Genomic DNA, 21076 nt, shown 5'->3' on the forward strand with positions numbered 1-21076 from the left:
GCGGGCTCCGCCTCGGCTCCGGACGCCGCGCCATCCCGCTATGCTGCGCCGGTGACGCCAGCACGGGACAGGACCCCATGACCGGTGGGATGTGGATCAGCCTCATCGCGTGCGCCGGGCAGCTCGCGCTCGCGGGGCTGGCATTGGCCCGGGTGGGACGCAGCCCGCTCGCGCTGCCGCTCTCCCTGCTCTCCATCGCGCTGTCCGCGTGGAACTTCACCGGCTACGCGTTCGCCCGCGCGAGCGAACCGGGTTGGCGACTGGTGGGCTTCGCCGCCGCGCTGATGACGGTGCCGTGCACCCTGCACTTCACCCTCGCGTTCGTGGGCCGCCGCCGCCGCTCGGCCTGGGCCATGTACGGCACCTATGCCGTCTTCGGCGCCCTCGCCCTGCTGATGCACGTGGCGCTGGGTGTGCCCTCGCTCGCCGCGACAATCCTCACCCTGCGCTTCGGCCTCTTCGTCACCGTCCTCGTGGTCCCACCGGTCATCGGGACCTTCACGCTGCTGGCGCTGCACCTGCGCGACGCACGTCGCCCGGACGAGCGCGCCCGCGCGAGCTTGATGGCCCTGGGGCTCACCTTCCTCGTCGCCCTGCTCCTCACCGAGCTCGCGGTGGAGCTCGGCCTCAGACAGGTGCCACGCCTGGGCAACCTGGGCACGCTCCTGTGCATGCCCTTGATGGCCACCGCCTCGCTGCGCTTCGGGCTCTTCGGACGCGACGAGAGCGAGGGCGCCCCGCGCATGGCGCTGCACGCGGTGGTGCTCGCGGGCGTGGGCGTCCTCGCCTACCTCACCGTCTTCCGCCTCTTCGCCGCGCAGGTGGGCGCGCTCGTCCTGTGCACCACCGCCATCACCTTCTCGCTCGTCGCCGCCACGCGCCGGGGCGTCACCGCCTTCGTCACCCGGGGCGAGCGCATGGAGCGCCTGGCCACCCTGGGCCGCTTCTCCGCGCAGATGGCGCACGACCTGAAGAACCCCATCGCCGCGCTCAAGGGCGCCGCCCAGTACCTCAAGGAAGAGCACGCCCGAGGCCAGTCGTGGGACACGCACGGCGAGTTCCTCGACCTGATGCTCGAACAGGTGGAGCGCCTGGGGCGCGTCGTGGACACCTACCAGCGCCTCGCGCGCGTGGAGCCCCTCCCCCGCCCCGTGGACCTGGGCCGGCTCGTGGAGAGCGTCCTCTCCCTCCAGTCCTTCGCGAGTTCGAGCCCCATCACCATCGTCCGCGAGCTCGCCCCGGACCTGCCCGCCTGCGCCGCGGACGAGGACCTGCTCACCAACGCCGTGGAGAACCTGGTGCGCAACGCCACGGAGGCCATGCCGAAGGGCGGCACACTCACCGTGCGCACGCTGAGGGACGACGAGGACGTGGCGGTGGAGGTGGAGGACACGGGTGAGGGCATGGACGTGCGCACCCGCGAGCGCGCCTTCGACGACTTCTTCACCACCAAGGCCTCGGGCAGCGGGATGGGGCTGGCCTTCGTCCGACGCGTGGTGGAGGCGCACGGAGGCACCGTGGGTCTGACAAGCCGGGAGGGGCGCGGTACGGTGGTGCGTCTGCGCCTGCCGGTGGATGCCCGGCGCGTGGACGGTGGGGCCGAAGGAGAAGCCGCGTGAGTGAGTCGTTGAAGGGAACCGTGCTGCTGGTCGATGACGACCCGGCGGTGGCGAAGGTGCTGGGTGCGCTCCTGGGTCAGGCGGGCCTGGCCACGCACACGGCGCGCAACGGGACGGAAGCGCTCTCGCTGCTCGAGCGCTGGCCGGTGGACGTGGTGGTGAGCGACGTGCGCATGCCCGGCATGGACGGCATGCAGCTGTTGGCCGAGATGGGCCGGCTCTGGCCGGACGTCCCCGTCATCCTCATCACCGCGCACGGCACCGTGCCGCTGGCGGTGGAGGCGATGAAGGCGGGCGCCGCGGACTTCGTGCTCAAGCCCTTCGACCGCGAGGAGATCCTCTTCACCATCCGCAAGGCGCTCCTGCGCGCGCAAGGTGAAGCGACGAACGAACCGCTCCGCACCCCGAGCGCCTTCGTCGGGAGCAGCCAGCGGATGCTGGAGGCCCAGGCCCTGCTCGCGAAGGCGGCCACGGGCATGGCCACGGTGCTGCTGCGCGGCGAGTCCGGCACGGGCAAGGAGCTGGCCGCCAAGGCCGTGCACGACGGCAGCCCCCGGCACGCAGGGCCCTTCGTGAAGCTGCACTGCGCCGCGCTGCCGGACACGCTGCTGGAGAGCGAGCTGTTCGGCTACGAGAAGGGCGCCTTCACCGGCGCGGCCACCCGCAAGCCCGGTCGCGTGGAGCTGGCGCACGGCGGCACGCTGTTCCTGGACGAGATTGGCGACATCTCCCTCGCCGTGCAGGTGAAGCTCCTGCGGGTCATCCAGGAGCGGGAGCTGGAGCGGCTGGGCGGAACGCAGACGGTGAAGGTGGACGTCCGCTTCGTCGCCGCCACGCACCAGCCGCTCGAGGAGCTGGTGAAGGCGGGGAGATTCCGCGAGGACCTCTTCTACCGCCTCAACGTGGTGCCCCTGTGGCTGCCGTCACTGCGCGAGCGCCCCGAGGACATCGAGCCGCTCGCGCGCCACTTCCTGGACATCCACGCGCGCACCAACGGCAAGCCGCCCTTCTCGCTCACCCCGGACGGGCTCGCGGTGCTGCGCGCCCAGCCCTGGCCGGGCAACGTGCGCCAGCTCCAGAACTTCCTGGAGCGCCTGGTGGTCCTCTCGGACGGACAGACGCTCACGGGCGACGACGTCTCGCGCGAGCTGGCCCGGCAGCCGGGGCTCACCACGCCCGTGCTCACGCCGCCCCAGGGCGTCACCGCGCTCGCGAGCCCCGCCGCCGACAGCGGCCGCACGCTCGAGTCCCAACGCAAGGGCACCGAGAAGCAGGCCCTGGTGGACGCACTCGCGCGCGCGGGCGACAACCGCACGCTGGCGGCCCGGCTGCTCGGCATCAGCCGCCGGACGCTCTACAACAAGCTGGAGGAGCACGCCCTGCTGTAGCTACACGACCTGCGTCACCCCGTCGCTCAGCGCCTCCAGCTCCGCGTGGAAGTGGTCGATGAGCGCGTGCGGGTCCGGCACGCGCAGCTCATCCGCGGCCACGCCCACCGTCACCTGCCCCGCGTAGCTGAACAGGCTCACCCCCAGCCCCAGGTGTCCCGCCTGGGGCACCCAGAACGTGAGCGCGCGCAGCTTCACGCCCGCGAGCGACACCGGCTGCCGGGGCCCCGGCACGTTGGTGGCCACCAGCGAGGCCTTCGTGGCGAAGACATCCACCACCACCCGCTCCAGCGGCGCGGGCGTGTAGCCCAGCAGCTCTAGCGCGCCGAAGGTCACCACCGCCTCGGGGGACTTCTTCACCAGGTCCATCCGCCGCGACAGCTCGTGGAGCCGTCGTCGAGGCTCGGCCAGGTGCACCGGCAGCCGCAGCAGCACCACGCCGAACCGGTTGCCCAACGCCCGAGGCACCGGCTCATCCAGCGGCCGCAGGTTCACCGGCACCACGGCGTGCAGGTCCTCGGGAGGGACGTTGCGCGCCTCCAGGTAGCGCCGCAGCGCGCCCGTCAGCGCCGCGAGCAGCACGTCGTTCACCGTGCCGCCCAGGGCCTTGCCCACGGTCTTCACCCGCTCCAGGGGGATGGGCGAGGACCACGCCGCGCGCTTGCGAGTCCCCAGGGGCCCCCTGAGCGGCGTGCGCGGGTCCGGCGTCACCACCATCAGCTTGCCGAGCGCCGCGGCCCCCAGCGCCCCCTGCCGCACCAGGTCTCCGGCGAGGATGGGCTCCGCGGCAATCTCCGCGCCCTTGCGCAGCACCGTCCGAGCCGTGCCCGCCACCGCCCGCGCCCCGCGCATCCACTTCGCGAGCCCTCCCTCACGAGGCGCTGTCCGCGAGGACTCCGGCGCCTCCTCCCGCGCACCGTCCCCATCCGTGAGCGTCAGCAGCACCCGCGCCAGCGCGATGCCATCCGACAGACAGTGATGCAGCCGCGCGAGCAGCACATCGCCCCCGTCTCCACCCTCCAGCACGTGGAACTGCCACAGCGGACGCGAGCGCTCCAGCGGCGTGCTCATCCACTCGCTCACCAGGGACTCCAGCGCGGCGCGGTCTCCGGGGGCCGGCACCTGGAGTCGCCGCAGGTGCGCGTCCAGCGAGAAGTCCTGGGCCTCCTCCCACTGCGGCTGCCCCAGCCGTCCCATCACCACCTTCTGGCGGAAGCGCGGGTAGCACTCCACCAGGCGCGTGCGCACCAGCTCGCGCAGCCGCTCGAAGTCCAGCCGGCCCTCGAAGCCGAGCACGGCTGTGATCATCATCAGGTTGGCGGGCTCCTCCATGTGGAACCACAGCGCGTCCACACTCGCCATCCGCTCCTGGTTCATCCCGGCCACGCGTGCCTCCGTGCGTCCCACCCGACGGGACACACCATGATGGCGCAGGACGGCCTCCCGTGGCGCGCTGTCTTGACGAGGGGGCCGCTACTCCTCCTCGCGCTCGAACTGGAAGGTCTGCTTGGTCGCGTCGTCGACCGTCAACGTGAGCGTCTCCTCCTCGAAGTCCCACCGGAACGAGCCGCCCTTGAACTTCACCCTGGAGCGGGCCAGGGGGATGACGCGCTTGTCACCACACACCGGGCCCACCGCCTGGCCATCCTTCGCGAGCAGCTTCACGTGGTGGTCATCCAGCACCTCCATCGTCCCCCAGGCGCGCACGACGAGCTGGTTGCCCTGCCCCAACGTCGCGTCCTTCAACGCGGTGCGCAGCACGAAGCACCCCTCGGGCGTGATTCGCAGCGTGCGCGCATAGTCCGCGCGCGGCTGGGGTTCGATTCGCGTGAAGCCTCCGTCCTGCTGCAACGGCAGGCTCGCGGCCGCCAGCCGCCAGGCGCCCACCAGCTTCTGGGGCACGGGCCTGGCCGAGGCCGCCTGCCCGTCACACGGAGACTTCTGCTCCTTCTCCGGACTGGGCGGCGCGGGCTCGAAGGCCTTCTGACACGTGTTGCCGCACGCCTTCGCCGAACACTGCGTGTCGTCCTCGGCGCAGCCCGCCTTCAGGGTGCAGGCCTTGAGCCGGTCCAGCGACTGCTCGCAGCCCTCGCGCAGACAGCGGTCCACGCACTCGGGCTCGATGCACTCGGCCACGCACACCCAGTTGGCGCTGCCGCAGACGCCCGCCACCGTGCGTGGACGCTCGCCCCCTTCCTGCCCCAGCGCCGTGAAGGCGCTCAGCAGGCCCCCCACCACCACCCACCCACGAATGGAACCCATGCCGGGGTGAAACCTAGGCACGGTCCGACGGAGGCGAAGCCCTCCAGTCCCCCCGGGTGTCCACCCGCGAGCACTGCCGCCCGCTCCCTCAGCGGAAGTGCCAGCGCCAGGTGCCCACATCCCCCGGGTCGGCCAGCTCCAGCTCGAAGGACAACAGCTCGTTGCGAGCGAAGTCGCGCGGGTCCACGCGCAAGAACGTCATGCCCGCCGGATTCTGTCCTCGCAGCGGCGACACCGTGAAGGACAGCTCCGCGTCGAAGGCCACCTTGTAGAACAGGCAGAAGCCATCCACGCGCCCCGCCTCCATCACCGGCCGCTCGTAGCGCACGCGCTGGGGCAGGCCGTCCGCCGCCATCGTCTCCAAATCAAAGGCGAACGCGGGCTCCGGCTCGCACAGCAGGTGGTCCACCTCGTACGAGCGCACCACGCGCGTGAAGTAGGACGGGTTCATCGCCTCACGCAGCGTCTGCAGGCAGCTGTAGTCCACGCCCGGGATTCGCTGGCTCCAGATGAAGGGCAGGCACGCCTCGTCGCGCAGCTGCACCGGCTCCACGAAGACCTCGAAGCGGTTGGGGAGGATGCGCCCGCCGGGCCTGAGCAGCCGCGAGCGCAGGTCCAGCATCCTCGGCACCAGCCCCGCGTCGAAGAGCGCCTCCCCGAGCAGCTCGTGCAACAGCACGTCCACCTTCTCCGGCGGCTGGAAGCTCCACGGCTGCGCGCGCACGAAGTCGATGTGCTCGAGCCCGTTGCGCCGCGCCACCCACTGCGTGGTGTCCAGCAGCCGCGAGGGGTCCACCGCATACAGCCGCCGCGGATGACGCGTCGCCGCCGCGAAGGTGCGCAAGCCCGCCCCCGCGCACACGTCCATCACCACCTGCCCCGGCTTCACGTACCGCGCACACGCCTTCTGCCACGCCAGCACCCGCGCCGGGTCCGACAGCGCCGAGTCCTGCGGCGCCGGGCTCGACAACGCCAGACTGTCCGGCACCACGTTGCGCAACGGCAGCTGCGACACCAACGGCAGGTGGCTCAGCCGAGAACGCAGGTCCATCAACGCCTGCCGAGGCAGGTCGAGCAGATTGGGCATGACACCCCCCACGACAGGAGACGGAAGAACCCCGGGGCGGGCCGTCGGCCTACCGGGGATTACCAATCATGCTGGAATTACCTGGAGCACCCCATCCGCCGTGGGGACAGGGTCTGTGTCCCCACATGAACGGCCCCGGCGTCGAGTCGAGGACAGTCCCGCCTCGCTGGCGGCGGGGTGTCAGGAGGAGGACGGGAGCTTCGCGCCGAAGGCCTTCAATCGCTCGCAGGCCTTCTCCAGCTTGTCACGGGGGATGGAGAAGACGGCGCGCACCCGCTCCGGGTCCGAGCACCAGGGGCCGCCATTGAGCACCACGTGCGTGTGCTCGTAGACGACGCGCGGCAGGTTCTCGGGCGTGAGCCGCTCGCCGTCCACCGTGCGCCCCAACCAGGACGTCACGCGGGGCGCGAGGAACAGCCCGCCCGCGTCACCCACCTCCGCGCGCGCCTCGCTCGGCAGCACCGCCGCGAGCAGGTCGCGCTTCTCCGCCAGCTCGCGGCGCATCTTCGTGAGGAAGGCGCGCAGGGAGCGGTGTCGCGCCGGGTAGAGCAGCTGGCCGTCCGGGCTGCGCGCGTAGGCCGCGTACAGGTAGGCCGCCGCGCGTGCGGTGACCAGGTGCAGCACGCCCGGGCCCGCCTCGCGCATCGCCGAGGCCAGCGCGCGGTCCCTCGTGGCGAGCCAGCCGACGCGCAGCCCGCCCGCGGCGAACTCCTTGGACAGGCCGCCGAGCACCACCGTGCGCGCGCCCACGCCCGGCACCGCGCCCTCCAGCGTCACCGGGCTGTGCACCGTCTCCGCCGTGGGGCTGGTGAGGTTCACCAGCCCGAAGATTTCGTCGGACACCAGCAGGCAGCGCTGCTCCACCACGTAGTTGGCGAGCGCCACCAGCTCCTCGCGCGCCACGTAGACGCCCGTGGGGTTGGAGGGCTGCGAGATGACGACGGCGTCCGGGACGAAGCCGCCCTGTCCCCGTCGCGAGAGCAGCTCCGACAGCGTGCCCTGGTCCACCTGGCAGCCGGCGGAGAGGAACGTCGGCGGCAGCACGCCGTAGCAGGGCGTCGTCAGGAAGACGCGGGGCGCGCGGCCCAGGCGCTTCTTGAGGGCGACGCCCAGGTGGTGGATGAGCGGCCAGACTCCCGGCGCGAGCACCAGCTCCTCGGGCGTGTAGCGCACGGCGCGCGTCTCCAGCAGGAAGGCGGCCACGGCCTCCGAGAGGCCCGTCTGCGCGCCGGACTCGCGAGGCGCGGCCGCGGCGGCGATGAGCCCCTCCACGAGCGGCTCGGGCAGCGGCCCCTCGTTCTCGCCGTAGTCCAGGCGCACCAGCTCCGCGTCGTCCTCGCGGAACACCTTGGGCGCGAAGGCGGGGAAGGCCGAGAGCGTCTGGATGCGCGAGGAGCGCGGCAGCGGCGCCACCGGGTGCCGGCGGGGCCCGGGCGGCTCCGGCTCCGCGAAGGAGATGCGGAAGGACAAGAGGTCCGCGAAGGTGCGCTCATAGAACCACTGGGCCAGCGTGCTGATGCGCGAGTACGTCACCTCCGCGGCCACCTCCAGGTCCGCGCGCAGCGGCTCCGGCACGGGCAGCAGCAGCGTCAGCTCCAGGTCCGGCCACACCGCGTTCTTCACCAGGCCGTAGAGCACGACCAGGTTGGGGGCGTACGGCTCGCGCGCCAGGAACTCGAAGAGGGTGAGCGGCTCCACCTGGCCGGTGATGTTGAAGAAGGCGCTCTCGTCCAGCACCACCCAGATGCCCCGCCGCGACGCCTCCGCGATGATGTCGCGCAGCACGGACAGGTTGGTGCGCTCGCCCTTCTCCACCGTGAGCAGCACCATCTTCACGTCGAAGGCGGACAGCAGCCGGCGGATCTCCTCCAGCGTCGTGTGCGTCACCGTGGCGCGCACGCCCGCCTTCTCCAGCGCCCGCGCGTAGAGGGGGTGGAGGTTGCGCGACACCAGCACCTCGTCGCCCGCGTCACACGTGGCGAGCAGGAGCGAGTACACCGCCTGCTCGCGCTCGGGGGCGACGAACAGCTCCTCCGCCGACAGCCTCAGGCCGAAGTAGCGCTCCAGGTAGCGCACCAGCTGGCGCCGGAACGACGCGTCCCCCGCCTCGTGCGCGTACGGCAGCAGCGGCCCCTTCGCGAGCCGCTCCGAGAGCGCCGCGACGAAGCCGAGCTGCTCGGGCGAGGCGGCGCCCAGATCCAGCTCCTCCTGCAGCGCGGGGATGCCCAGTCCTCGAAGCGACTGGCGCAGGGCCAGCGTCTCGCGCGGACGCGACAGGTGCGCCTCCCACACGGCCACCTCGTGCCATACGGCATGGCCCGACTGCAGCCAGCCCAGCGCGGTGGCGGCGCGCAGGGGCTCGGGGCTGTGCGCCTCCATGAAGAACTCGAACTCGCGCCCGGTGCGCTGCTCCAGCGCGACCAGCGGACGGATGTCCGTGTCCGCCGCCTGCCGCACCCGCCGCGCCACGCGCACCCGCGTGGAGAAACCGCGCCGGGTGAACATCCGCTCGATGATGGGACGGCCCGGGCGGCCCGCCAGGTTGAGCAGCAGCTTCCCCGTCAGCGCCAGCCGCTCGGGCGCCTCGTCGAGCAGCCGCGCGATGAGCCCCAGGCCGAAGTGGTCCTCGTACACGTTCTGCAACGTGCAGTAGTTCGACAAGTCATACAGCGCCTGCTCGTCGGCCTGGGACAGCTCCCCAGGCAGCTCCTCCGTGCGCAGCACCTGGGGGATGCAGCCCACCACGAAGTCCCACGCGGGCTGCGCCGGGACGCCGCGCAACAGGTCGCTCTCCGCGAAGGACAGCCGCGACACCAGCGTCTCGTCGCCGTTGAGCCACGCGTTGCAGCGCGCGACGACGGGCGAGTGCGGGTTGAGATCCGCGCCGTGCACGTGCGCCAGCCGCGTGAACTTCGCCAGCGCGATGCAGATCCAGCCCGAGCCCGCGCCCACCTCCACCAGCCGCTTGCCGGCGTACTCGTCCAACGGGACGCTGAGCAGCCCCTCCAGGAAGGTGTAGGCCCAGGACTCGGGCGCGAAGATGGAGGGCAGGAGGAACAGCTCCAGCCGCTCCTGCGAGGCGCCCACCGCCACGGTGACGGTCACCAGCCGCAGCGGGGCCGACTCGGGCTGGTCGCGCGACAGGTCCGCCAGCGCGCGCAGCTCCACCCGCGCCTGGGCGCGCCGCTCGGGGTGGGCCAGGTCCTCCGACAAAGCGCGCAGCAGGTGGAAGGCCTCTCGGGGTGAGGACGGATAGGTCGGCATGGCGCGCGCGACTGTCCCGGGCCCACCGCCGTGTGTCAACGCACTCCTGGCGCATGCACGCAACCCTTTGGCGCCGTGGCTCCAATCAAGATTTGGCCGCTCGCGCGTAATGAAGGGGTGGTCGCGTGGGTAGGACGGGAAGGCAACGGCTGGAACGAATGAAGTCGGTCACGCTCGTGGACAGACCCCGTGGTGGAGAGGGGGCACTGATGGAACTCAGTTTCGCGTCGCCGACGAAGGTCGGCATGCAGGCCTTGATGAGCATTCAGCCCTCGCGGAGCCGAGTCCTCAGGGACCCCGCGCGTGTGCGGTGGGAGTCCCAGCCGTGGCGTCGTCAGCTGCGCAACCCAGAGGAGTTCGAGACGCCGGTGTCCCGCTCGGCGCTGGTGAAGGCGCTGCTGGATGAGCAGCTGGAGGTGGACGCGGAGGTGGCGCGGTTCGCCGGGGCGTCGGAGGACGCCGACTGCATCAGCATCGCGCAGGTGGTGCGCTTCGCGGAGCTGTTGACGCGGCGCATGACGCTCGCGGACGCGGATGACCAGGTGCTTCAGCTCGCGCACCTGCGGCGCAACACCGAGGACCTGGCGGAGCGGATGATCGAGTGGGCCAACCAGGGCCGACTCTGAGCTGCTCGAAGTCGTGACGCATCCCGTCTGACTCGACATGCCGGGCCGTGCGGGAGGAAGCCTGGGGCTCGAGGCCCCGGGCCACATGCCCGCGGCGGTCTGGATGAGGGGGAGTGACGGCACGGGATGAGGAGGGGGGAACCGGCGGGCAGTCGGGCGGACTGGCTCCGCCTCGCTGTTCCACCGGGGTTTGTCGGCGCCATCGTCCACCACTGGCCGTTCGGATGGGGCCCAGGCGGGTTCCACGGGCACGGGTGGTGCGAGTGTCTTGACAGGGGTGGAGGTGCGCTGCTCTCACGGAGGGCATGTTCTCCTCGCTCGTCCTCGCCGCCACGCTGGCGGCTGCTCCCGCGCCCCGTTCCGCAGCCCAGGCCCAGACGGTGGTGCACGTGCCCAAGCTGGATGCGCTGGCGGGGCTCACGGCCTTCCTGGAGCGCGCGGGCACGCACGCGGCGCTGCTCCGACCCGCGGCGTGGCGCGCGGAGCTGCACCCGTTCCTGACCATCGACCCGACCAGGCCGGAGACGTTGACGGCGGTGGGGTTGGACCCGGCGGGGCCGGCGACGGTGTCGCTGCGCACGGATGGCCGCGTGTCGTGCATGCGGGTGTCGGACGCGAAGGTGTTCCAGGCCAAGGCGGCCGAGGCGATGACGCAGGCCGGGGGCGAGGCGGCGAAGTCGGCGACGTCGAAGGGCGTGACGACGGTGAGCACGACGCGCTCGGCGGGTGGGGCCATGGGCTATGCGCTCAAGGGCTCGGACGTCTGCGCGTACGGGGCGACGGATGAGGGCGGGGCGGCGCTCCTGAAGGAGTCGGTGAAGCTGGTGGGCAAGGCGCCCGCGGCGGATGCGCGGCTGGGGAAGGTGGCGGGGGTGGCGTTCCTGGCCACGGGTGGGGCGGTGTTGGGGTTGGACGGCAACGCGACGGGGCTGAAGGTGGACGGCACGACGACGAAGCTGCCGTTGCCGCCGTTCCAGGCGAAGGCGGCGAGCCCGTATGCGGCGATGAAGCCGGAAGGGCTGTTGTTCTCGCGCGTCGCGGTGGCGCCGGCGGGGGTTTCGCAGGCGGTGGGCTCGCTCAGGGCGAACATCCAGGCGCTGTGCGCGACGTGTCCGAAGGAGCAGGTGCAGGCGACGACGGACGCGGTGGCGAAGCAGCTGACGGGCAACATGTTGGTGAGCATGAGCAACGTGCAGGTGCGCGGCTCGCTCAGGGCTCCGGAGGCGCGCTTCTTCGCGGTGAAGCAGGCGCTGGCGGCGGAGGTGAAGGACGCGGCGGCGATGAAGAATGCGCTGGAGCCGCTGGGGAAGTTGCCGGGGGCGAAGGCGTTGGAGGATGGCTGGGCGCTGACGGTGAAGGGCGGCACGGTGCAGGTGCGGCAGAAGGGCAAGCACCTGGTGGTGGGCAACGACGACGCGGTGACGCAGGCGACGATGGCGGCGCTGCCGGAGACGACGGCGAAGCTGGAGCGCGCGGCGGACTTCTCACTGGACCCCAAGCTGCTCGCGCGCGGACTGTCCCAGGTGTCGCTGGCGGACGTGCTCTCGGACGAGAACCTCGCGGCGATGTTCGCGGTGAGCTCCGAGCTGGGGCCGCTGCTCGCGCGCAGCGAGCGAATCACGGGCTGGCTGGACAGTGCGCCCGGTGGCGCCCACCGGTTCTTCTTCGACTGGACGTTGCCGGAGTCGAAGTAGGGAGCACGGGGCGCTAACGCGCCTCCACCGCCCGGAACGTCACGCCGTCGAGGGACAGTCGGGTCACCGCGTCCAGGAACTGCTCCGTGGCGATGATGACGCCCGGAGCGTCCACGAGCCGGAAGAGGTCGACGCCGTCGGGCAGCGAGCGTGCTTCCAGGACGATGGGGTCCGGCATCGGGCCCTCCACGTCACTGATGCCACACCTCGGACAGGGCGGTCTGCGAATCCAGGTCAGTGCCTCGGGATGGAACCGCCCCTGGACGTCCAACTGAAGGCTCATCAGTGAAGGCGGACTCTGCGTCCTGAACTTCACGGAGACAGGCGCACCGAGCAGTCCTCGGATGCCCTCCTTCTGGAGCGCCTCCATCGCCTCGCGACGCAGGCACAAGGACCAACCCGCGGGCATGTAGAGCGAGCCGAACGTGCCAGAGCCCGTCCCTGTCAGGGGACCCAGCTCGGCTCCCGCATCGAGCACCGCGTTCGCGGGCGCGAAGGGACGCACCAGCTCGCGCAAGCGCTCGAGCTCGTCCTGCGACACAGGAGAAGGGTCGGACAACCGAGCCTGCTCCTTGGGCGGGAGACTGGACAGGTCGACGCAGGGATATTCGAGGCCGAGGGTGGCACCGCTGAGTCCGCACTGAGGACAAGGCTCCACCCCGGGGAGTCCCCAGCGAGGGGCGGCATTCAGCTCCCCCGAGTAGCGCGAGGAGGGCTCCTGCTCGACTCTGAAGTACTTCATGCGCTGTCCGTGACCTCGGAGCCAAGCCTCAAGGGTCCGCGAAGAGCTGGGGCCCCGGCGGAAGAATCGGGTGTCCGTAGTAGGGCACGATGGGTCCGGCGATGTCGAACCGAAACGCGAGCTCCAGGGACTTGCGAAGCAGCTCCTCCTTCGGGATGCGTCGACGGTGCAGGTTCGCGTTCATGTACTCGCGCCAGGCCGCGTTCCAGGGCCCTCCCCGCCCACCTGGATTGTGGACTCGCAGGTGCAGGTGCTCGGGCACGACCATCGTGAACTCATGGATGTTGATGCCATGACGCGCGAACCACCGCGCCAGCAACTCCTCCTGCGGGAAGAGGTGGTGTTTGACCAGGCGGCTCCCATCTTGCGGAGGGAACGCGGGGAGGTAGCCGTAGCGATAGCCGAAATGGAAGACCATCCGAGGCCGCGCCGCCTGTCGGATTCCAGAGCGTCGGTAGTCTCGTGGAGGAAGTCTCCCCGGAGGACGTACGGGCCGATAGGGATGACTGACATTCCGAACCCCAAGCTCACGTCGCGCGCTGGCGCTGAGCGCCGGGTCCACGTCGTCACAGGCGAAGAGCCCACATTCCGCCAGCGCGCCTTCACAGGCGAACACGACGCACTGGTCAGCATCAGGGGCCTCACATTCGACGTCGGAGGAGACCTCTTCAGGGAAATCTGTATGAAGAGCGGAACTCGAAGCGCCGCATGCCGGAAGGAAGGGCACGAAGAGACAAGCGACCCAGAGCCATCTGACGCACCAGTACGAGGGCATGCGCATGATTATGCGCTCGCGGGTGACAGGCTTTCCCGAACCCACGCCTATCCTCTACTCGCTGTCCCCACACCCGAGACAACGAGGAGACGACATGCCCCGAACGAAACATCCCCGATGGACGGCGAAGCGCGCGGCGCTCGCGACGCTGGTGCTGGCCCCCATGGCGGCTGGCGCCGTGAGCCAGAAGCTGCGCTACCGCTTCGACACCGTCACCACGCCCGTCACCACCGTCACGGATGACAGCGGCAAGGGCCACACCGGCACGGTGCAGACGAACAACGGCGCAACGGTGACGGCGGTGACGGGCTTCGAGGGCCTCGGCGTGAAGTTCCCCGCCGTCTGTGACGGCACGGGCTGCCCGCTGGCGAACATCACCACTCCCGACGCGACCGACCTCAATCCCGGCACGGCGCTCTTCACCTTCGGCGCCCGCGTCCGCCTCACGCTCGCCGACCTCTCCACCGCCCACGGCTCCAACCTCGTGCAGAAGGGACTGGCGAGCACCGCGCAGTGGAAGCTCCAGCTCGACGACGCCGTGCAGGGCCGACCGAGCTGTGTGGTCCGCACCACGGGCGGCGTGAACCCCATCATCGCCAAGTCGTCGGTGGGCGTCGCCGATGGCGCCTGGCACAAGGTCGCCTGCCAGCGCACCAGCACCACGCTGACCATCCTCGTGGACAACGTCGCTCGCGGCAGCGCTCTGCTCCCGGCCACCTACGACATCAGCCCCACGGGCCAGGCCGTCAACGTGGGCGCCAAGAGCGTCGGCAACAACAACGACCAGTACCACGGCGAAATCGACGACGTTTACTTCAACCTCGACTGAGCCTCGCCCCTCGCTCCGGTGGGCCTCGGCTCACCGGAGCGCGCGCACCAGGCCATCAGGAGCGCTCACGCGGGCCGCTCCTCGCGCCACCGCCGTGCATCCCGCTCCGCCCGCTCCTCACGGTTCTGGAAGAGCGTCAGCCCGCGCTCCACGTCGCCCACTTCCAGCGTCCCCGCCAGTCGCCCGTCCGCGTCCACCACCAGCAGCAGCGGAGACTCCTCCTCCGCCATGCGACGCAGGGCCCGCCACCCGTCCTCTTCCAGCCGCGCCACCGGCGCTGGGCGCATCACCTCGCGCACCTGCCGCCGCGTCCGCTCCCCCGCCGGCACCGCGCGCACCGCCTCCACCGCCACGCGCCCCAGCGGCCTGCCCTCCTCCGTCACCGGCAACGCCGTGCGCCGCTCCACCCGGAACTCCCACAGCGCCTCTTCCAGTGACGCCCCCGCGTCCACGCCCATCCAGCGCGGCGTCATCAACTCCGCCACCCTCACCTTCTCCAGCGTGGCCTTCATCCGCACCTGCTTCGCCTCGCCATCCGCGCCCATGAAGATGAAGAACGCGATGACCATCAGGAACGGGTTGAACGTCGCCAGCCCCCACACCCCGAACAGCAACGCGAACCCCCGCCCCACCACCGACGCCACCTGCGTCGCGCGCACCATCCCCATCCGCCCCGCGAGCAACGCCCGCAGAATCCTCCCGCCATCCATCGGGAACGCGGGCAGCAGGTTGAACACCCCCAGGAACAGGTTCAGGCTCGCCAGGTAGAAGCACGCGAACTGCAGATTGAACGAGCCCGTACCCGCCACACCCCACGTGGCCAACGCGAGCAACCCCGCCAGCGCCAGGCTCGTCAGCGGCCCCACCAGCGCCATCAGCGCCTCGTCCCGGGCCCTCGGCGGAGCCTCCGACAACTCCGACACCCCGCCCACCATCATCAGCGTTATCGAGCGCACCTGCCCGCCCCGCGCCAACGCGTAGAGCGTGTGCGCCAGCTCGTGCACGAACACCGACACGAACAGCCCCACCGCCACGCCCAGCCCCCACGCCCACGGCGCGCCCCACAGCTGCCCCTCTGGAACCGCCGCCACCTCCGCGGCCCGCCGGAACGCGCCGCCAAACACATACGCGAGCAACGGCAACACGAGCAGCAGCGAGAAGTGCACGCGGACGGGAATGCCGCGCAACGAGCCCACCTGCAACGCACCTCGCGTCTCGCGCATCTCGCATCCTCCGGGTCCGGCGCGCCCTCGCCTGCCCCCACCAACCTCCGTCAGCCGCGCGACGCGCGCACGGTGCCAGGGGCGACGCGTTCGCCCGCCCGGCCCCTGAGTGTCCGCTCCCCATCCCGGCAGGTGTCCACCCACGAGCACACCGACGACGACACAGCGCCACGCGCGTGACTCGCCAGCTAGCGTGCCCGCGCTCGACTGCCCGCCGTGCCCCTTCCCCTCGAGAGGCCCCGCATGAACCTGAACAGCCCCCTCACCCTCGCCCGCGAAGTCTGGCGAGCGGCCCGCGTGCTCAGGGACCCCCACCGCCTGCAGGACATCATCGACCTGGCCCGCGTGCTCGTGCCCCCCACCGCCATGCGCCGCATCGTGGAGCGACTGAGCCAATCCCCCACCTGCGCCCGCGCCCTCGCCGAGCGCCCCCGCGTGGGCCGCCTCCCGCTCGCCACGCTGCGAGCCCTGCCCGAGGGCACCCTGGGCCGCGCGTTCATCGACCACCTGGAGCGCAACGGCCTGGACCCCGACGCCCTGCCCCAACGCGAGGCCCACACCCCCGAGGACTACGTGCGCGCGCACCTGCTCGAGTCCCATGACATCTGGCACGTGCTCACCGGCTTCGACACCGACGTGGCCGGAGAGCTGGGCGTCCAGGCCTTCAGCCTGGCGCAGGTGGGCACCCCCTTCGCGCTCGGCATCCTCACCGGCGGGCTCGCCAACACCCTGCTCTACGCCTTCTCCGAGCGCGACGCCCGCGTCCAGGCGCTCGCCCGGGGCTGGGTGCTGGGACGCCGCGCCCACCCCGTGTTCGGCGCCCCCTGGAGCGAGCTGTGGGCGCGCCCCCTGGAGGAGGTCCGCCAGCGCTACGGCCTGGACTTGTTGGCAGTGGACGCGCTGCTCCCCGTCCTGATGGGCCCGGTAAAGGACGACCCCGCCCGACGCGCCGCCTGAGCGAAGGCGGGCAGCGCGCGAGCGCCCCAATCGTGCTAGAGCGCGGGCCCATGGACGAGACCACCGAGAAGGACCCCCTCCGCGCACGCCTCCAGCAGATGGAGAAGCAGGCCGAGCTGGGCGGCGGTGCGGACCGCATCGCCAAACAGCACGAGGCCGGCAAGCTCACCGCTCGCGAGCGCATCGACCTGCTCCTCGACCCCGGCTCCTTCTGCGAGCTGGACAAGTTCGTCACCCATCGCTCCACCGACTTCGGCATGGGCGACAAGAAGATTCCGGGCGACGGCGTCGTCACCGGCTACGGCACCGTCGAGGGCCGACAGGTGTTCGTCTTCGCCCAGGACTTCACCGTCTTCGGCGGCTCGCTGTCCGGCGCCTATGCCCAGAAGATCTGCAAGATCATGGACATGGCCACCCGCGTGGGCGCGCCCGTCATCGGCCTGAACGACTCCGGCGGCGCGCGCATCCAGGAGGGCGTGGAGAGCCTCGCGGGCTACGCGGACATCTTCCTGCGCAACACGCTGGCCTCCGGCGTGGTGCCCCAGATTTCGCTCATCATGGGGCCGTGCGCGGGCGGCGCGGTGTACTCGCCCGCCATCACCGACTTCATCATGATGGTGAAGGACACCTCGTACATGTTCATCACCGGCCCGGACGTCATCAAGACGGTGACGCACGAGGAGGTGTCGAAGGAGTCCCTGGGCGGCGCGCTGACGCACAACCAGAAGTCCGGCGTGGCGCACTTCGCCGCGGAGAACGAGCAGGCCGCCATCGTCATGACGCGCGAGCTGCTGTCGTTCCTGCCCTCCAACAACCAGGAGGACCCGCCCGTCCAGCCGTGTGATGACGACCCGTTCCGGGCCGAGGAGTCGCTCAAGACGATTGTCCCGAGCAACCCCAACAAGCCCTACGACATCAAGGACATCATCAAGGCCGTCGTCGACAACAAGCACTTCTTCGAGGTGCAGGAGCACTACGCGCGCAACATCGTCGTGGGCTTCGCGCGCATGAACGGCAAGAGCGTGGGCATCGTCGCCAACCAGCCCGCGGTGCTCGCCGGCGTGCTGGACATCGACGCCAGCGTGAAGGCCGCGCGCTTCGTGCGCTTCTGCGACTGCTTCAACATCCCCCTGCTCACGCTGGTGGACGTGCCCGGCTTCCTGCCCGGCACCGACCAGGAGTGGGGCGGCATCATCACCCACGGCGCCAAGCTGCTGTACGCCTTCGCCGAGGCCACCGTCCCCAAAATCACCCTCATCACCCGCAAGGCCTACGGCGGCGCGTACGACGTGATGGCGTCCAAGCACATCCGCGCGGACATCAACTACGCCTACCCCACCGCCGAAATCGCCGTGATGGGCCCCGAGGGCGCGGTCAACATCATCTTCCGCAACGAGCTGAACAAGGCGCAGGACGCCGCGGCCGAGCGCACGAAGCTGGTGAACGACTACCGCGAGAAGTTCGCCAACCCGTTCAAGGCGGCGGAGCTGGGCTACATCGACGAGGTCATCCGCCCCGAGGAGACCCGGGCCAAGGTCATCCGGGCGCTGGAGATGTTGAAGGACAAGCGTCAGGAGAACCCGCCGCGCAAGCACGGGAACATCCCGCTGTAGGCTCCCTTCCGGGCCCCTGGACGCCTGCTCTCCCTCGGCTGGAGAGCAGGCAGGCTCGGGCCGCGCGGGAAATTCTCGTGCGGCCCGAGGGCTTTCACCGGGCCAGGAAAGGAACCCCCATTTTGCCCCACCGCCGACTCCTTCTGTTTCTCGCCGACGTCGAAGGCAACCTCACCGCACTGCGTCAGACGCTCAAGCGTGTCTGCGAGGCGGTGGACCTCCCCACGCCGGAGGTGAAGTGGGTGGAAACGCCCCCGGACGGGCTGGCCGATGCGGGCTGGCACGCCGCGGAGGTGGCCCTGCCCCCGGCCCCTGGCCGCAAGGCGCGCAAGTCCGAGCAGCCCTTCCTGGAGGAGCAGCTCGACGCCATGGCGCAGGCCCTCTCCCAGGACTTCCGTGAGCGCACCCTGGGCATCTTCGTGGACCGGGAGCACAGCTACGCGCGCACGTGCGTCAGCGGCCCGGGCCGTCCCTCCAAGGCCGTGGAGGGCGAGGTGCTGGATGTGATGCGCCAGGCCGCTCGCTGGCTGGACGTGGAGACGGGCTTGCTGGCGCGGATGCTCGGGGGTGGCAACACCGCGCGCAACCTGCTGGCCGCGGCCGTGGATTTCGGTGGGGACGCCGCCGCGGTGCCGTCCAAGCCTCCGGAGCCGGATGAGGATGACCGGTTCGTCGAGGCGAAGCTCGCGCAGGCGCGGGCGTACATGGAGCAGTACCGCAGCGCGCGGAAGTAGGGCGCGCGCATGTGACGCCCGGAGGGGTCTTCCGGGCGGGAAGAGGTTCGAGACGTACCGGGTGGACTCGAGCGTGGAGGTGGAAGCCTCCACTCCCTCCGAGAGCCCGACAGGACGCGCTCGGTGCCAACAACGGGGCCCGCATCCAACCCACGCAAAACGAGGCGGCCCGTGGTAGACGGGCGCCCATGCCCAAGATCCGCAAAGTGCTCGTCGCCAATCGCGGCGAGATCGCCATCCGGGTGATGCGCACCTGCAAGGAGCTCGGCATCGCCACCGTGGCGGTGTACTCGGAGGCGGACCGCGCCGCCCTGCATGTCCGCACCGCGGACCAGGCCATCTTCGTCGGCCCTCCGCCCTCCCGGGAGAGCTACCTGGTCCAGCAGCGCATCCTCGACGCCGCCAAGGCCGCCGGCGCGGACGCCATCCACCCCGGCTATGGCTTCCTCTCCGAGAACGCCTCCTTCGTGCGCGCCTGCGAGGCCGCCGGCATCACCTTCATCGGTCCGCCGGCCTCCGCCATGGACGCCATGGGCGAGAAGACCCGCGCCCGCGCGAACATGATCAAGGCCGGCGTGCCCGTGGTCCCCGGCACCACCGAGCCCATCGCCACGGAGGCCGAGGCACGCGAGTACGCGCAGAAGATCGGCTTCCCCATCATGCTCAAGGCCGCGGGCGGCGGCGGCGGCAAGGGCATGCGCCGCGTGGAGGGGCTCGGTGACTTCGAGTCCGCGTGGCGCTCCGCCAAGAGCGAGGCGCTCAACGCCTTCGGCAACGACGCCGTCTACATCGAGAAGTATCTCGAGAAGCCACACCACGTCGAAATCCAGGTGTTCGCCGACACGCACGGCAACGTCATCCACCTGAACGAGCGCGAGTGCTCGGCGCAGCGCCGTCACCAGAAGGTGGTGGAGGAGACGCCCAGCCCCATCCTCACGCCGGAGCTGCGCTCGAAGATGGGCGAGGTGGCGGTGAAGGCGGCCAAGGCCGTCAACTACGTGGGCGCGGGCACGGTGGAGTTCCTGGTCGACGTGCACCGCAACTTCTACTTCCTGGAGATGAACACGCGCCTCCAGGTGGAGCACCCGGTGACGGAGTGGGTGACGGGGCTGGACCTGGTCGCGCTGCAGATCAAGGTCGCCGAGGGGGAGAAGCTGCCCCTGCTCCAGGCGCCCGCGCCGCAGGGCCACTCCATCGAGGTGCGCGTGTACGCGGAGGACCCCGCGCGCAACTTCATGCCCAGCCCGGGCAAGATTACGTACCTGCGCGTGCCGGGCGGACCCAACGTGCGCGACGACTCGGGCGTGTTCCCCGGGTACACGGTGCCCAACGTCTACGACCCGATGATCTCCAAGCTGTCCGTGTGGGCCCCCACGCGGCGCGAGGCCATCGCCCGGGCGCAGCGCGCGCTGTCCGAGTACGTGGTGAAGGGCATCACCACCAACATCCGCTACCTGCGGGCGATTCTGGCGCACCCGGAGTTCGTCGAGGGCGACTACGACACGGGCTTCCTCGGCCGCGAGCACACCACGCTGCAGGGCGTGGAGGACCCGAAGCTCAGCGAGATGGCGCTGCTGGCGAGCGTCGTCTACGCGCACCAGCGCGATGCCAAGCGAGCCAAGACGCTCCCCGGCGCCAAGGCCGCGAGCAGCTCCGACACGGGCCAGGTCAGCGCGTGGCGCCAGGCGCTGCGCTCGCGTCGCCGCTAACCCCACCCTGAGGCTCACGAGACTTCCATGCGCTATTTCACGAAGCAGCAGGGACAGAAGGAAGCGGTGCCGGTGGACCTGGAGGCGCTGGGTGGCGAGCGCTACAAGCTCACCGTCAACGGCGTCACGTACCAGGTGGACGCGCTCGCGCTCGAGCACGGCACCATGAGCATGTTGGTGGACGGCCAGTCCTACAGCGTCGAGTTCGAGGAGAACGGCGACGAGGTGGGCGTGCTGCTCCGCGGCCAGGTGAGCCGCTTCGACGTCGCGGACGAGCGTCGGCTGCGGCTGCGCGCGGGCACGGCGGGCTTCTCCGTGGAGGGCAAGCAGCTGGTCACCGCGCCCATGCCGGGCAAGGTGGTGAAGGTGCTGGTGAAGGTGGGCGACGAGGTGAAGGAGGGCCAGGGCCTGGTGGTGGTGGAGGCCATGAAGATGGAGAACGAGCTCAAGAGCCCCAAGGCGGGCAAGGTGACCGAGCTGTTCGCCAAGGAAGGCACCACCGTGGAGAACAACGCGAAGCTCGTCGTCGTCGAGTAGCCAGGGCGTGGCGGCGC

17 protein-coding genes are annotated in these 21076 nt (G+C 70.7%); 10 read left to right on the forward strand and 7 right to left on the reverse strand.

What is annotated here, in order from left to right; genetic code table 11:
* Positions 1–77: 77 nt before the first annotated feature.
* Complete coding sequence (locus VZQ01_RS13045; protein ID WP_426747983.1) at positions 78–1619, forward strand: sensor histidine kinase; 1542 nt, start codon at positions 78–80, stop codon at positions 1617–1619.
* Entirely contained in the window at positions 1616–3007 is a 1392-nt protein-coding gene (locus VZQ01_RS13050) for a sigma-54-dependent transcriptional regulator (protein ID WP_426747984.1), read from the forward strand. Before VZQ01_RS13045 ends, VZQ01_RS13050 begins: the two co-directional genes overlap by 4 nt.
* Here VZQ01_RS13050 and VZQ01_RS13055 read toward each other — a convergent pair whose 3' ends face one another.
* From VZQ01_RS13055 to VZQ01_RS13070, 4 genes are all read right to left on the reverse strand, one after another.
* The gene (locus tag VZQ01_RS13055; protein WP_426748958.1) at positions 3008–4384 is read right to left on the reverse strand and encodes a WS/DGAT/MGAT family O-acyltransferase; all 1377 of its coding nucleotides are present in this window, start codon (positions 4382–4384) and stop codon (positions 3008–3010) included.
* A gap of 96 nt (positions 4385–4480) precedes the next feature.
* The gene (locus VZQ01_RS13060) at positions 4481–5269 is read right to left on the reverse strand and encodes a hypothetical protein (protein ID WP_426747985.1); all 789 of its coding nucleotides are present in this window, start codon (positions 5267–5269) and stop codon (positions 4481–4483) included.
* A gap of 88 nt (positions 5270–5357) precedes the next feature.
* The gene (locus VZQ01_RS13065) at positions 5358–6356 is read right to left on the reverse strand and encodes an SAM-dependent methyltransferase (protein ID WP_426747986.1); all 999 of its coding nucleotides are present in this window, start codon (positions 6354–6356) and stop codon (positions 5358–5360) included.
* 180 nt (positions 6357–6536) lie between these two features.
* A complete protein-coding gene (locus VZQ01_RS13070; protein WP_426747987.1) occupies positions 6537–9620 on the reverse strand; it encodes an aminotransferase class I/II-fold pyridoxal phosphate-dependent enzyme in 3084 nt (1027 codons plus the stop codon).
* A gap of 209 nt (positions 9621–9829) precedes the next feature.
* Here VZQ01_RS13070 and VZQ01_RS13075 point away from each other — a divergent pair, with 209 nt between their 5' ends.
* Positions 9830–10246: a hypothetical protein gene (locus VZQ01_RS13075; RefSeq protein WP_223783425.1), complete on the forward strand. Its 417-nt coding sequence runs from the start codon at positions 9830–9832 to the stop codon at positions 10244–10246.
* A gap of 305 nt (positions 10247–10551) precedes the next feature.
* Entirely contained in the window at positions 10552–11940 is a 1389-nt protein-coding gene (locus VZQ01_RS13080) for a hypothetical protein (RefSeq protein WP_426747988.1), read from the forward strand.
* Positions 11941–11953: 13 nt separating this feature from the next.
* Here VZQ01_RS13080 and sitI6 read toward each other — a convergent pair whose 3' ends face one another.
* Both sitI6 and sitA6 read right to left on the reverse strand, forming a co-directional pair.
* A complete protein-coding gene (sitI6, locus tag VZQ01_RS13085) occupies positions 11954–12682 on the reverse strand; it encodes a SitI6 family double-CXXCG motif immunity protein (RefSeq protein WP_426747989.1) in 729 nt (242 codons plus the stop codon).
* Between the two features lie 28 nt (positions 12683–12710).
* Entirely contained in the window at positions 12711–13457 is a 747-nt protein-coding gene (gene sitA6 / locus VZQ01_RS13090) for a SitA6 family polymorphic toxin lipoprotein (protein WP_434223588.1), read from the reverse strand.
* Between the two features lie 94 nt (positions 13458–13551).
* On the opposite strand from sitA6, the gene VZQ01_RS13095 reads away from it, so the two are divergent.
* Positions 13552–14286, forward strand: a complete 735-nt coding sequence (locus VZQ01_RS13095) for a laminin G domain-containing protein (RefSeq protein ID WP_426747990.1) — start codon at positions 13552–13554, stop codon at positions 14284–14286.
* A 65-nt stretch (positions 14287–14351) separates the two neighbouring features.
* Here the strand turns inward: VZQ01_RS13095 and VZQ01_RS13100 are convergent, their stop codons facing one another.
* Positions 14352–15509, reverse strand: a complete 1158-nt coding sequence (locus VZQ01_RS13100; protein WP_426747991.1) for a site-2 protease family protein — start codon at positions 15507–15509, stop codon at positions 14352–14354.
* A 243-nt stretch (positions 15510–15752) separates the two neighbouring features.
* On the opposite strand from VZQ01_RS13100, the gene VZQ01_RS13105 reads away from it, so the two are divergent.
* The 5 genes from VZQ01_RS13105 to VZQ01_RS13125 all read left to right on the forward strand — a co-directional run bounded on the left by VZQ01_RS13105 (position 15753) and on the right by VZQ01_RS13125 (position 21059).
* A complete protein-coding gene (locus VZQ01_RS13105) occupies positions 15753–16466 on the forward strand; it encodes a Coq4 family protein (RefSeq protein ID WP_223746186.1) in 714 nt (237 codons plus the stop codon).
* Between the two features lie 50 nt (positions 16467–16516).
* Positions 16517–18079 (forward strand): acyl-CoA carboxylase subunit beta, encoded by a 1563-nt coding sequence (locus tag VZQ01_RS13110; protein ID WP_046711264.1) that lies wholly within the window; start codon positions 16517–16519, stop codon positions 18077–18079.
* Positions 18080–18201: 122 nt separating this feature from the next.
* A complete protein-coding gene (locus tag VZQ01_RS13115; protein ID WP_267697923.1) occupies positions 18202–18813 on the forward strand; it encodes a hypothetical protein in 612 nt (203 codons plus the stop codon).
* Positions 18814–19001: 188 nt separating this feature from the next.
* On the forward strand, positions 19002–20522 hold the full coding sequence (accC, locus tag VZQ01_RS13120; RefSeq protein WP_223746185.1) for an acetyl-CoA carboxylase biotin carboxylase subunit: 1521 nt from the start codon (positions 19002–19004) through the stop codon (positions 20520–20522).
* A 27-nt stretch (positions 20523–20549) separates the two neighbouring features.
* The gene (locus tag VZQ01_RS13125; RefSeq protein ID WP_141331022.1) at positions 20550–21059 is read left to right on the forward strand and encodes a biotin/lipoyl-containing protein; all 510 of its coding nucleotides are present in this window, start codon (positions 20550–20552) and stop codon (positions 21057–21059) included.
* Positions 21060–21076 lie beyond the last annotated feature (17 nt).

Source organism: Myxococcus faecalis, from assembly GCF_050039385.1.
Taxonomy (GTDB): Bacteria; Myxococcota; Myxococcia; order Myxococcales; family Myxococcaceae; genus Myxococcus; species Myxococcus fulvus.